Source organism: Paracidovorax valerianellae (assembly GCF_900102625.1).
Lineage (GTDB): Bacteria > Pseudomonadota > Gammaproteobacteria > Burkholderiales > Burkholderiaceae_C > Paracidovorax > Paracidovorax valerianellae.
The window spans coordinates 602,986-615,681 of record NZ_FMZC01000001.1; the positions used below are offsets into that span (position 1 = coordinate 602,986).

The window sequence follows — 12,696 nt, forward strand, 5'->3', positions numbered from 1 at the left end:
TTTTTTGCCCGGTATGCCCTCCATTCACCGACTTCGCGGACTGCTCGCGGTTCCCGCGGCCGCGCTTCTAGCCGGCTGCAATGCCGTCGTGCTCAGCCCCTCCGGCGATATCGCCGCGCAGCAGCGCGACCTGATCATCGTCTCGACCATCCTGATGCTGCTGATCATCGTTCCGGTGATCTTCCTGACCTTCCTGTTCGCCTGGCGCTACCGCCAGGCCAACACCGAGGCCGAGTACAAGCCGGACTGGGACCACTCCACCGGCCTGGAGCTCATCATCTGGTCGGCTCCGCTGGCGATCATCATCGCGCTGGGCGCGATCACCTGGGTCAGTACCCACAAGCTGGACCCCTACCGGCCGCTGGACCGCATCAGCGAAGGCCGCGCCGTGCCGGAAGGCGTCAAGCCGCTGGTGATCGAAGTCGTGGCGCTCGACTGGAAGTGGCTGTTCCTGTATCCCGAACAAGGCATCGCCACGGTGAACGAGATCGCCGCGCCGATCGACCGCCCCATCCAGTTCAAGATCACCTCCTCCACGGTCATGAACTCGTTCTACATTCCCGCACTGGCTGGCCAGATCTACGCCATGCCGGGCATGGAAACCAAGCTGCACGCGGTGATCAATGCGCCGGGCGACTTCGAAGGCTTCTCGGCCAACTACAGCGGTGCAGGCTTCTCGGGCATGCGCTTTCGGTTCCACGGCGTCGATCAGGCCGGTTTCGACCAATGGGTGAAGCAGGCCAAGGAAGCGGGCGGCGAACTCGGCCGCGACGGCTACCTGCAACTGGAAAAGCCGAGCGAACGCGATCCCGTGCGCCGCTGGGCCACCGTGGCCCCCGGCCTGTATGACGCCATCCTGAACCGCTGCGTGGAAGCCAACCGCATGTGCATGAAGGACATGATGGCCATCGACGCCAACGGCGGCCTGGGCAAGCCCGGTTCGTTCAACGTGGCTTCGCTGGACGACGCGACCCGTTCGCGGCTGGGCCTCGCCGACACGCCTTCGCGCAGCTACGTGGGCGCCATGTGCACCGTCACCAACCCCGAGGGCGCCGTGCAGGCCTCCCCGGCCCCTGCCACGCAGCCGATCTAAGCGGCGCGCGTCCAGACACTTACTTTTCACGCGCCAACGGCACGCGACCTCCGATGTCCGATCCTATAGACCTCACCCGACTCATCTTTGGCCGCCTCTCCTGGGAGGCCATTCCACTGCACGAACCGATCCTGATCGCGACGTTCGCCGCCGTCATCCTGGGCGGCATCGCCGTGCTCGGTGCGCTGACCTACTTCAAGCTATGGGGCTACCTGTGGCGCGAGTGGTTCACCAGCATCGACCACAAGAAGATCGGCATCATGTACATCATCCTCGGGCTGGTGATGCTGATGCGCGGCTTCGCCGACGCGATCATGATGCGGATGCAGCAGGCCATCGCCTTCGGCGACAACCCCGGCTTCCTGCCGCCGCACCACTACGACCAGATCTTCACGGCGCACGGCGTGATCATGATCTTCTTCGTGGCGATGCCACTGGTCACGGGCCTGATGAACTACGTGGTGCCGCTGCAGATCGGCGCGCGCGACGTGGCCTTCCCGTTCCTTAATAACTTCAGCTTCTGGATGACCACCAGCGGCGCGGTGCTGGTGATGGCCTCGCTGTTCGTGGGCGAGTTCGCCAAGACCGGCTGGCTGGCGTATCCGCCGCTGTCGGGCATCCTGCACAGTCCTGACGTGGGGGTGGATTACTACATCTGGTCCCTGCAGATCGCGGGGGTGGGCACGCTGCTCTCGGGGGTCAACCTGCTGGTGACCATCGTGAAGATGCGCGCACCCGGTATGAGCCTCATGAAGATGCCCGTGTTCACCTGGACCTCGCTGTGCACCAACGTGCTGATCGTCGCTGCCTTCCCGGTGCTGACGGCCGTGCTCGCCCTGCTGTCGCTGGACCGCTACGCCGGTTTCAACTTCTTCACGAACGACTTCGGCGGCAACTCGATGATGTACGTGAACCTGATCTGGATCTGGGGCCACCCTGAGGTCTACATCCTGATCCTGCCGCTGTTCGGCGTGTTCTCCGAGGTGGTCTCCACCTTCAGCCGCAAGAAGCTGTTCGGCTATGCCTCGATGGTCTACGCCACGGTGGTGATCACCATCCTGTCGTACCTCGTGTGGCTGCACCACTTCTTCACCATGGGCTCCGGCGCCAGCGTGAACTCGTTCTTCGGCATCACGACCATGATCATCTCGATCCCGACCGGGGCGAAGATCTTCAACTGGCTGTTCACCATGTACAAGGGCCGTATCAAGTTCGAGGTGCCCATGCTGTGGACCATCGGCTTCATGGTGACCTTCGTCATCGGCGGCATGACCGGCGTGCTGCTGGCCGTGCCACCGGCCGACTTCGTGCTGCACAACAGCCTGTTCCTGATCGCCCACTTCCACAACGTGATCATCGGCGGCGTGGTGTTCGGCCTGTTCGCCGGCATCAACTACTGGTACCCCAAGGCGTTCGGCTACAAGCTCGACCCGTTCTGGGGCAAGTGCTCGTTCTGGTTCTGGCTGATCGGCTTCTGGATGGCCTTCATGCCGCTGTACGTGCTGGGCCTGATGGGCGTCACCCGCCGCATGAGCCACTTCGAGGACACCTCGCTGCAGATCTGGTTCCAGATTGCCGCGTTCGGCGCCGTGCTGATCGCACTGGGCATCGGCAGCTTCCTGATCCAGCTGGTGGTCAGCTGGCGCAACCGCGAAGCCCTGCGCGACACGACGGGCGACCCATGGGGTGGCCGCACGCTGGAATGGTCCACGTCGTCGCCACCGCCCGCCTACAACTTCGCGTTCACGCCGCAAGTGCATGACAACGATGCCTGGCACGACATGAAGCAGCGCGGCTACGAGCGTCCGCTGGGCGGTTTCATCCCGGTGCACATGCCCAAGAACACCGCCGCTGGCGTGGTCATCGCGGGCATCTGCACGGTGCTGGGCTTCGCGCTGATCTGGCACATGTGGCTGCTGGCAGGCGTGTCGTTTGCCGCACTGCTGGTCGTGAGCATCGCCCACACCTTCAACTACCAACGCGACTACTACATCGACGCGGACACCGTTGCCCGCACCGAATCCGATCGCACCCGTCTCCTGGCCAGCCATGTCTGATACCACCGCACTCCACCACCCCGGCGCCGCGGGCGCCCCGGCCAAGCCGGTCTTCCACTTGACGGAAGAGCATCACCCCCAGAACGGCACCCTGCTGGGCTTCTGGATCTACCTGATGAGCGACTGCCTCATCTTCGCGTGTCTGTTCGCCGTGTACGGTGTGCTGGGCCGCAGTTATGCGGCCGGCCCGTCCGGCGCCGATCTGTTCGACCTGCCCCTGGTGGCACTGAACACATCCATGCTGCTGCTGTCGTCCATCACGTATGGCTTCGCCATGCTGGAGATGCAGAAGAAGAAGCTCAACAACACCATGGTGTGGCTGGCCATCACCGGCCTGCTGGGCGCAGCCTTCATCGGCCTGGAACTGTATGAGTTCAACCACCTGATCCACGAAGGCGCCGGCCCCCAGCGCAGCGCTTTCCTGTCGGCCTTCTTCGGCCTGGTGGGCACCCACGGGCTGCACGTGAGCTTCGGCATCATCTGGCTCGTCGTGCTGCTGTTCCAGCTCAAGAAGCACGGCCTCAACCCCGCCAACCGCCGCCGCCTGCTCTGCCTGTCCATGTTCTGGCACTTCTTGGACGTGGTCTGGATCGGCGTGTTCACCTTCGTCTACCTGATGGGAGTCCTGCCATGAGCACCCCCCACGACCACAAAAACCTCACCAATACGCACGATGGCCAGCATGGCCATGACGACCACCACGGCCATCACGACGAAGACGAGGGCGCGAGCCACGGCTCCATGCGCGATTACGTGATCGGCTTCGGCGCCTCGGTCATCCTCACCGCCATTCCGTTCTGGCTGGTCATGGGCAAGGTGTTCGACAAGTCGAGCACGACCGCCCTGGTCATCCTGGGCTTCGCCGCGGTGCAGATCGTGGTGCACATGGTGTACTTCCTGCACATGAACACCAAGTCCGAAGGCGGCTGGAACATGCTGGCCCTGGTGTTCACCATCGTGCTCGTGGTCATCACACTGGCAGGCTCGCTCTGGGTGATGTTCCACCTGAACGCCAACATGATGCCCATGTCGATCCACGACATGAAGAACATGCCTTGACCTCCCTTCCCGGCAGCACTGCTTCTTCGGCCCCTGCCGCCGCGCCCGCCCCGGGCGCGGACCGGCCGGCCCCGCCCCGCTCCAGGGCGGTGCTGGCGGCGATGGGAGTGTGTGCGCTGCTGGTGTTTGCCACGCTCGTGGCACTGGGCAGCTGGCAAGTGGCACGCCGCGCCTGGAAACTGGATTTGATCGAGCGCGTGGAGCAACGCATCCACGCCGCTCCCACCGCCCCCCCCTCCCCCGCCGACTGGCAACGCAACCCCGATGTGGCGCGCGACGCCGAGTACCAGCACGTGCGCTTGCAGGGCACGTTCGACCACGCCAAGGAAGCGCTGGTGCAGGCCAACACCACGATGGGCGCGGGCTTCTGGGTGGTAACGCCGCTGCGCCAGGCCGACGGCACGGCCGTGCTTGTCAACCGGGGCTTCGTCCCCCCCGAAGCGCGCGACCCCGCCGCTCGCGGCACACCAGCACCCCAAGGCAATACCGAAGTGATCGGCCTGTTGCGGCTGAGCGAGCCCGGCGGTGGTTTCTTGCGGCACAACGATCCCGCTGCCGACCGCTGGTTCTCGCGTGACGTGCAGGCCATTGCAGCAGCGCGCGGCATTGCCCCGGTCGCGCCCTATTTCATCGACGCCGAAGCAGCCCCACGTTTCGCCGCGCAGCCGGCCCCCACGGCGGGGCCTGTGGCAGGCACGTCCGCCGAGGCCTCTCCTCAGTGGCCCGCAGGGGGCCTGACGGTGGTGCGCTTTCCGAACAGCCACCTGGTCTACGCCATCACCTGGTACACGCTGGCCCTGATGGTGCTCGCAGGCGCATGGGTGGTGTGGCGCGACGACCAGAAGCGCCGCCGCCGCCAAACCGCGCAGCCCGCCGATGCCGCTCTCCACTGACACCGCCGCCGAGCGGCCTGCGCCGCGCACCCGCGCGGCCGTGGCCGACTCCACAGGACTCAAGAACCTGCAACAGCTGATCCAGCTGCGATGGATCGCGGTAGTGGGCCAGCTGTTCACCATCGAAGTGGTGCATTACAGCCTGGGCATCATCCTGCCGCTGCAGCAGATGCTGATGGTGCTGGGCGCGCTGGTGGTGTTCAACACGGCGAGCCTGCTGCGCTGGCGCACCGGGCGACGCGTGCGCAACGTGGAGCTTTTCTTCGCCATGGTCGTGGACGTCGGCATGCTGACGGCGCAGCTCTACCTGAGCGGCGGCACGACCAACCCGTTCGTATTCCTCTACCTGTTGCAGGTCACCCTGGCCGCCGTGCTGCTGCGCGCTGGTTACACGTGGACGATCGTGGCCATGACGGTCGCGTGCCTGGGCGGGCTGGCGCTTTTCAGCCGGCCGCTCGCGCTGCCGCTGGACCACGACCGCGGCCTGTACAGCCCCTACGTGCTGGGCATGCTCGTGTGCTTCATGCTCAACGCGGTGCTGCTCGTGATCTTCATCACGCGCATCGGGCGCAACCTGCGCCAGCGCGACGCGCGCCTGGCCACCATGCGCCAGCGCGCCGCCGAAGAGGACCACATCGTGCGCACCGGCCTGCTGGCCTCGGGCGCGGCCCATGAACTGGGCACGCCGCTGGCGACCATGGCCGTGATCCTGGGCGATTGGCGCCGCATGCCCGCGCTGGCGCAAGATGCCGAACTCCAGGCCGAGATCGCCGAAATGCAGGCGCAGGTGCGGCGGTGCAAGACCATCGTGAGCGGCATCCTGCTGTCGGCCGGAGAGACCCGGGGCGAGGAATCCATGCAGACCACCGTTTGCACCTTTCTCGACCAGTTGGCCGAGGAATGGCGCAGCACCCGGCCCGTGGGCACCTTCGCCTACGATAACCAGTTCGGGCAGGACAGCCCCATGGTGTCGGATGTCACCCTGCAGCAGATGGTCTTCAACGTGTTGGACAATGCGCGGGATGCGTCGCCGCATTGGGTGGGCCTGGCGGCAGAGCGGCAGGCCGATGCGCTGCTGATCACCGTCACCGATGCCGGCCCCGGTTTCGCCCCCGCCATGCTGGAGCAGTTCGGCAAGCCCTACCAGTCCAGCAAGGGCCGGCCGGGCGGAGGATTGGGGCTGTACCTGGCCACCAATGTGGCGCGCACGCTGGGCGGCACCATCACCGCGCGCAACCGCGCGGCGGGCGGCGCCGCCGTCACCATCACCCTTCCGCTCGCAGCCGTGGCGCTGCAGGAGACCCCGGACCATGGACGCTGAACGCCTGCTGCTCATCGTGGAGGACGACGACGCCTTCGCGCGCACGCTGGCCCGCTCGTTCGAACGGCGCGGCTACCGCGTGCTGCACGCCGCCAACCTGCCCGAGGTGGAAGCCCTGCTGGCCGAGCACACCCCTGGCTACGCCGTGGTGGACCTGAAACTCAAGGGCGAAGCCTCGGGCCTGGCCTGCGTGCAAAAGCTGCATGCCGCCAGCGAAGACATGCTCATCGTCGTGCTGACGGGCTTCGCCAGCATCTCCACCGCGGTAGAGGCCGTGAAGCTGGGCGCCTGCCACTACCTCGCCAAACCGTCCAACACCGACGACATCGAAGCCGCTTTCGGCCTGACCGAAGGCAACATCGAGGTCGAGCTGACCAACCGGTCCAGCTCGATCAAGACGCTGGAATGGGAGCGCATTCACGAAGTGCTGGCCGAAACCGGATTCAACATTTCCGAGACCGCGCGGCGCCTTGGCATGCACCGGCGCACATTGGCCCGCAAGCTGGACAAGCGGCGCGTGAACTGAGCCCTGCCTGCCGAACATCGATATCGACATCGATGGGAAGCATTGGTACCCTAACGCCGACCTGACAGCGGGCCGTCGCCAGCAGAGCGAACGGCAAGGGAACCGCAGCCCTCCCAGGGCCCCGTCAGGCTCATCGACACCAAGGGAGGACAACGACCATGCTGCGATCCAAAAAAGCGCGCCTAGCTGCCAGCGCGATGCTGGCCCTGGCTTTCATTGCACCGTCCGGCGCGGACGAAGCGTTGCGCAACTGGGGCAACGACCCCTTCTTCCAGATTTCCAGCGCCGTCGCGGCCTGCCCCCAACCGCTGGGGCCGCTGCTGAGCCAGCAGGAATGGCAGCGCGAAGAACACTATCGCGCCGAACGCGGCAACAGCTGCTACATCCAGGGCACTTGCCGCCTGTCCAGCGGCTACCGGTACGACAGTGAAATCAGCGAGGCCGTGAAACGGCGGCTCACCCATATCGCGGACCAGACCCAATGGGACCGCAAGTCCACCCTGTGGCTCATGCTGCAGCGGCGAATCATCTATGTGCAGGGCTGCGTGACCGCGGACTTCGACCGGGACGCCTTCGTGAAGCAACTGGCTGAAACGGCCGACGTGGTCACGGTCATCGACCAGATGGCGGTGCTCGGGCCACCGGATGCCATCCGCTACCCGCTGGCACCGCCAGCGCAAACCCCTGCGACTGCGGCGAAGCCTTAGCCGCATTGAGCGCTCCGCCTTCGGGCTGCTAGGCCGACGGGCGTTGGAAGTTAGCCTGCAGCGCCGTCACGGCGCAGATTGAGCGCGCCCGTCGTTACTGAAAAGCGCCCGATCACACGCAGCCGATGTCAGGCGGCAGCCTGCGCACAGGCGCCATGCGCTCTCGACTAAAAGCCAATTCAACGGCTTTGACCCAACCCTCTCAACACGGAGCGCCTCAAGTGCGCCCGCTCCGAACGTCTCGCTTGACGCTGCAGTTCCGCGTTCAGGGGTCCACAAAGGGCTGCTGGTCAGACCTGCCGATGCAGAAATCTGTCTGCAGCGCTGGGCTCGGACGAACTGCCTGGTCGCGAAACACCTTGGCCGATTCCAATATTTTTAACGTCGCCAGCAAGTTGTGCGGCTGAGCAAATTGCGTACGGCGGACCACGGCGCGGCCGTGAACTCTCTAAAAAATCCTTGGAAAACCACTGTTAATACGGTGCATAAGCCGAGCTTTTATCCGAAAAATACGAATAGCCATTGCAAAACAGTTCCCGAAACAGTAATTTACATATCATACAAATAACAATCAAACAAACCATCGACAAACAAACCTGTTTTTTTAGAAACTGAACCCGCAACCAAAACCCCCGAAAAAATAGATCAGCCAAAAGCACGGGATCGGGGATCTTCAGAAAAGGATGGAACGCTTTAATCCGCTGGATTTATCCAGTTGGGCGGAGCTTTATCTTTTACTTTTCAATCCGGATATTCTCTGGATTGAAAAGCGCTGAAGAGAGGGGGTTACAAATATGGAAAACAAACTGGGGAATTTCCAATGCGGGTGGACTCAAGCCATTTTTCGATCGCTTCTGAAGCCGTTGACAGCGAAAAGCCCGAGGTGCCGAATCGGCCCGCAGAAAATCAATCAGTTAAAGAAAAAACCGGTGCCGCGTATGTCCTCGGCAGCCACGTCCTTGGGCAGTACTCACGCCCGGCGGAAGCCCTGCCCGACGGCGAAGCCCGTGTCGGTCTCAGGGCGTTGGCGGCCGTCGCCGCGTTCGAGCTCTGCGACCGGCTCGACCTGCAGATCCCCGTCATGGTGCTGGACTTCTGGCGCAGCCGTAGTTTGGGCAAATCGGGGTTTGACGTTCAACCAGCAGTTCACCAGCCGATGTTCAAGGCCGGTTGGCCCGCGAATACCGATGCCTGTTGGAGAAAATGCCCAGCCAACCAAACTGGTGCATTGATCGATATATCCAATGAAATTTCCGAAAATGGTGCGCTCAAGGTACAGCTGGCGGATCACGCCACGACCATTGAAATAGGCTCCGCCAAAATTCTTATCCATTGCCAGTTGGGAAATGGGATTGCATCCGCCGTCGTGATTGCCGACGCGCGTGATTTTGCAGCGCCAGCATGCAATGCCATCGCCGAGATTTATCTAGAAATTCTCTGCGCCATGATGGGGGACGAGAATATCTGCGCATCCCAAGCCGCAGGCATCGGAACGGCATCTCTCCAATATGCGCTGAATAATCTTTCAGGTCATTCGCACGAATATGGTGCGTTTCTTTCCATTCCTGATTGGCTGGAGCAATCGGCGCAGCGCCATGGTGACCGCACTGCGTACTTCGGCAATTCGGCGCTCAGCTACCGCGACTTCAACGGCAAGGCCAACGCCTTGGCAGGCAAGCTGGCAGCCCGAGGAGCCGGGCCGGAAACGCCCGTGCCGGTGCTGCTGGGCAATAGCCTGGAACTGCCTGTGTGCTACTTCGCACTGATGAAACTCGGCGCTGCGTTCGTGCCGCTGGACCCGGGGTGGCCGGTGGAGCGCCGCCAGCAAGCGCTGGAAGCTTTGAACAGTCCTGTCGTGCTCTGTGCCGACCTGTCCGCCGTGCCAGCGAGCCACCAAGACCGCGCCCTGGCAGTCGATGTCGCGCTTCTCGACGGCGCCTCGGCCGCCCGAATTCAGGCCCCGATCGCACCGGAGCAGGCCATCTACGGCATCTTCACTTCGGGAACGACCGGCCGGCCGAAGTGCGCCATGAACAACCATGCAGGACTGACCAATCGGTTTCAGTTCATGACGCGCTATTTCCATCGCAACGGCGGCATCCGGTGCGTGCTGCAAAACACCCGGCACACGTTCGACTCGTCGGTCTGGCAGCTGTTCTGGCCCCTGACGGCAGGCGGCACCACGGTCATTCCGCAGGAGGGCGCCCACCTCGACCTCGAGGGCACGGTGGAGACGATCGCACGGCATGGCGTCGACATGACGGATTTCGTGCCCAGCGTGTTCAACCAGCTGGTGGTGCTGGCCGAGCACAGCCATGAGGTCCGCCATCGTCTCGCCACGCTGCGTGAACTGGTGGTGGGCGGTGAAGAGATCACGCCGCAAATGGTGCATCGGCTGCGCGCCATCCTGCCGGCGCTGCGCATCACCAATGCGTATGGCCCGACCGAAACCTCGATCGGCATGGTGTTCCACCCGGTGGAGGATGCGGACGGGCTGTCGATCCCGCTGGGACGCCCGATCGACAACTGCCATGTCGTCGTGGTGGACGCAGCGCTTCGCCCCCTGCCGCCCGGCGCGCGGGGCGAATTACTGGTGGGCGGCGTGTGCGTGGGCAACGGCTACCTGGACGATGCAGAGCGCACGGCGGCCGCATTCGTGGACAACCCTTTTGCCAGCATTGCAGGGGCCAGGCTGTATCGCACCGGCGATCTCGGCTATTTCGACAGCCTCGGCCGGCTGCGCTTTTCGGGCCGCAGAGATTTCCAAGTGAAGGTCGGCGGCGTGCGCATCGAATTGGGCGAGATCGAAAGCGCCGCGGAGTTGTGCCCCGGCGTGAACCATGCCAAGGCGATGACCGTGGGCCAGGGCGACGACCGTGCACTGGCGTTGTTTGCCGCCGGCGACCCGGGCCTGACGCGCGATGCGCTGGAAGCGCACTTGCGCGGTGCACTGCCTCGCCACACGGTGCCAAGGCACATCGTGGTGCTGGCCGAAATGCCGACCACCGACAACGGCAAACTCGACCGCAGGGCGCTGCTGCAACATCTTGAGCGCCCCGCCCTGGACACTCCGGCGGACGAGCCCCCGCCGCACGACGCGGCCACTCCGCAGGGCGATGCCGTGCTCGCGGTCTTTCGGCGGCAGCTTCAGCAGCCGTCGCTGAGCGCCGACGACGCTTTCTTCGAGCATGGCGGTGATTCGCTGCAGGCCGTCTCGCTGATCGTGTCGTTGGAAAAGCGCTTCGGCGTGCCCGTGCGCATCGCAGAACTGATGGCGCAGCCCACTGCGCGGCAGATCGCCGGCTGCATCGCAGCGAAACAGCGCAGCGCCGCTACGGGCCATGCCCACAGCCGCGATGAGTCCGGCGAAAGCGAAGCGCCTGATGACGAACAAGCGATGGAACGTGACGCCACGCTGCCACCCGGCTGGGTCGCCGCGCACCGATCGGACCACGCGGTGGCGAGAGTGCCGTCCAGCATCTTCATGACGGGGGCCACCGGTTTCGTGGGAAGCCACCTCGCTCATGAAATTCTGTCGAACGACCCCAACGCGACGGTGTATGCACTGTGCCGACAGGTCGGACAGATTGGACAGGCCGGACAAGCCGAAAGCACGCAGTCGGCACTGGTGGCGGGTTTGCAGCAGCGGGGCCTGTGGCGGCCCGACTTCCAAGGCCGGCTGGTGGCCGTTCCGGGCGATCTGGCACAGCCAGCGTTCGGCCTGGATGCGGCAGCCTGGAGCCAGCTCTCGCAGTCGTGCGACGCCGTGCTGCATTGCGGTGCGATGGTCAACTTTCTGTACGACTACGGCGCCCACCGCCCCACCAACGTCCTCGGCACCCGGGAGGCGCTGCGCCTGGCCCTGGAAGGCCGCGCCAAGCCACTGCACCACATCTCCACGCTCGGTAGGCTGGACCGGCACGCCGCGCTGCAAACCACGCCCCTGGCCGAAGACTTCGACCTCGCACAGGGCATCCGTCCCGCCAGCGGCTACAGCCGTTCGAAGTGGGCGGCGGAGCGCCTGCTCGATGCCGCACGCATGCAGGGCGCCATGGTGTCGATCTACCGGCTGGGCGAGGTGATGCCAGCAGCTGCAGAGGGCCTGCCCCAGCGGCCCAATGAGCGCGCGCTGACCCACTTTCTGCTGGCCGCCATCGCGCACCTCGGGGTCCGGCCCAGCGCAGAGATGGTGTCCGACTGGACGCCTGCGGACTATGTCGCGCGCCGTGTCGCGCTGGCCATGCGCGCTCCACAGGTATGGGGCCGCACCTTTCACGTGTTGCATCCCCAGCGCGTGGCCTTTCAGAACTTCTTCGACGTCGCCGGGATTCCGACGCCACCGGTGTCCTGCACCGAATGGATCGATCGCCTCGACGCAGCCGTGGCTGCGGGTGGCCCGCGGGCGCTCACGGTGGTTCGCAGCCTGCTGCCAGCCGCAGGCGACGAAGAGGCCTTCGCGCGCTCCCTGTCCGGACTGCTGACCGACAACCCCCGGCTCTTCCTGCGCGACCAATGCACGGCGTTGGAACGAACGCTGGCTGGAGAAGACGATGGCGCTGTCGCCGCCTCCGCTGGGCGCTACGCGTGGCAATTGCTCGGCTTCTGCGCCGATGCCGAGGTGCCCGAGGGCTGACCCCTTCGATGGCCCTGGGTCTGTATTTCTTTCTTTTTCAATTTCTTTGATCGACAGGAGTGGGAGCGATGCACTATCGAGTCCGCCCTGAACAATCTGCAAGCCCTTGATCTGACACGTAGTTCTGCTGATGGATGGGCGCAGGATTTGCAAGGTATGGTTGTTCCAGTACCTGTTTTCTTGCAAATTTCTCCGAGGAGTTCCATGGGTCCGAAGCCTTCGCTGCCTCAGTCCGGTGAGTTGTTTCGCCCACGGCTGGACGAGCAGCTCAACATGAAGCACCCGCTGGTCCGTTTGGCTGCGCTGATCGACTGGGCCGAGATCGAGCGCACGTTCGTGGTCTCGTTCACTTCCTGGCGGGGCCGGCCCGCATTGCCACCTCGTCTGATCGCCGGGTTGCTGTACCT

General features: G+C 64.3%; 11 protein-coding genes. 10 read left to right on the top strand and 1 reads right to left on the bottom strand.

Annotated elements, in window-relative coordinates; translation table 11 throughout:
- Positions 1-13 precede the first annotated feature (13 nt).
- From cyoA to BLT03_RS02710, 8 genes are all read left to right on the top strand, one after another.
- Positions 14-1,093 (top strand): ubiquinol oxidase subunit II, encoded by a 1,080-nt coding sequence (gene cyoA / locus BLT03_RS02675; RefSeq protein WP_092739973.1) that lies wholly within the window; start codon positions 14-16, stop codon positions 1,091-1,093.
- Between the two features lie 53 nt (positions 1,094-1,146).
- Entirely contained in the window at positions 1,147-3,150 is a 2,004-nt protein-coding gene (gene cyoB, locus BLT03_RS02680) for a cytochrome o ubiquinol oxidase subunit I (RefSeq protein ID WP_092739975.1), read from the top strand.
- Positions 3,143-3,784 carry a cytochrome o ubiquinol oxidase subunit III gene (gene cyoC / locus BLT03_RS02685; protein WP_092739977.1) on the top strand — a complete coding sequence of 214 codons (642 nt, stop codon included), beginning with the start codon at positions 3,143-3,145 and terminating at the stop codon, positions 3,782-3,784. The genes cyoB and cyoC overlap by 8 nt, the downstream gene beginning before the upstream one ends.
- On the top strand, positions 3,781-4,209 hold the full coding sequence (cyoD, locus tag BLT03_RS02690) for a cytochrome o ubiquinol oxidase subunit IV (RefSeq protein ID WP_092739979.1): 429 nt from the start codon (positions 3,781-3,783) through the stop codon (positions 4,207-4,209). Before cyoC ends, cyoD begins: the two co-directional genes overlap by 4 nt.
- Positions 4,206-5,102, top strand: coding sequence for an SURF1 family protein (locus tag BLT03_RS02695; RefSeq protein WP_434802322.1), 897 nt, complete (start codon positions 4,206-4,208; stop codon positions 5,100-5,102). Before cyoD ends, BLT03_RS02695 begins: the two co-directional genes overlap by 4 nt.
- Positions 5,086-6,423, top strand: coding sequence for an ATP-binding protein (locus BLT03_RS02700; protein WP_092739983.1), 1,338 nt, complete (start codon positions 5,086-5,088; stop codon positions 6,421-6,423). Before BLT03_RS02695 ends, BLT03_RS02700 begins: the two co-directional genes overlap by 17 nt.
- Positions 6,413-6,949 carry a response regulator transcription factor gene (locus tag BLT03_RS02705; RefSeq protein WP_092739985.1) on the top strand — a complete coding sequence of 179 codons (537 nt, stop codon included), beginning with the start codon at positions 6,413-6,415 and terminating at the stop codon, positions 6,947-6,949. The genes BLT03_RS02700 and BLT03_RS02705 overlap by 11 nt, the downstream gene beginning before the upstream one ends.
- A gap of 158 nt (positions 6,950-7,107) precedes the next feature.
- The gene (locus BLT03_RS02710) at positions 7,108-7,656 is read left to right on the top strand and encodes a BON domain-containing protein (RefSeq protein WP_175537637.1); all 549 of its coding nucleotides are present in this window, start codon (positions 7,108-7,110) and stop codon (positions 7,654-7,656) included.
- A 970-nt stretch (positions 7,657-8,626) separates the two neighbouring features.
- Here BLT03_RS02710 and BLT03_RS24390 read toward each other — a convergent pair.
- On the bottom strand, positions 8,627-8,989 hold the full coding sequence (locus BLT03_RS24390) for a hypothetical protein (protein WP_175537638.1): 363 nt from the start codon (positions 8,987-8,989) through the stop codon (positions 8,627-8,629).
- Between the two features lie 114 nt (positions 8,990-9,103).
- Here BLT03_RS24390 and BLT03_RS02715 point away from each other — a divergent pair, with 114 nt between their 5' ends.
- The gene (locus BLT03_RS02715; RefSeq protein ID WP_175537639.1) at positions 9,104-12,289 is read left to right on the top strand and encodes a non-ribosomal peptide synthetase; all 3,186 of its coding nucleotides are present in this window, start codon (positions 9,104-9,106) and stop codon (positions 12,287-12,289) included.
- 204 nt (positions 12,290-12,493) lie between these two features.
- Positions 12,494-12,696, top strand: a 203-nt coding sequence (locus BLT03_RS02720) for a transposase (RefSeq protein ID WP_491907763.1), incomplete at its 3' end; no start/stop codon positions are given.

Coding starts and splice junctions, on each gene's coding strand:
- cyoA (WP_092739973.1), top strand. CDS start 14: ATGCCCTCCATTCACCGACTTCGCGGACTGCTCGCGGTTCCCGCGGCC.
- cyoB (WP_092739975.1), top strand. CDS start 1,147: ATGTCCGATCCTATAGACCTCACCCGACTCATCTTTGGCCGCCTCTCC.
- cyoC (WP_092739977.1), top strand. CDS start 3,143: ATGTCTGATACCACCGCACTCCACCACCCCGGCGCCGCGGGCGCCCCG.
- cyoD (WP_092739979.1), top strand. CDS start 3,781: ATGAGCACCCCCCACGACCACAAAAACCTCACCAATACGCACGATGGC.
- BLT03_RS02700 (WP_092739983.1), top strand. CDS start 5,086: ATGCCGCTCTCCACTGACACCGCCGCCGAGCGGCCTGCGCCGCGCACC.
- BLT03_RS02705 (WP_092739985.1), top strand. CDS start 6,413: ATGGACGCTGAACGCCTGCTGCTCATCGTGGAGGACGACGACGCCTTC.
- BLT03_RS02710 (WP_175537637.1), top strand. CDS start 7,108: ATGCTGCGATCCAAAAAAGCGCGCCTAGCTGCCAGCGCGATGCTGGCC.
- BLT03_RS24390 (WP_175537638.1), bottom strand. CDS start 8,989: ATGGATAAGAATTTTGGCGGAGCCTATTTCAATGGTCGTGGCGTGATC.
- BLT03_RS02715 (WP_175537639.1), top strand. CDS start 9,104: ATGGGGGACGAGAATATCTGCGCATCCCAAGCCGCAGGCATCGGAACG.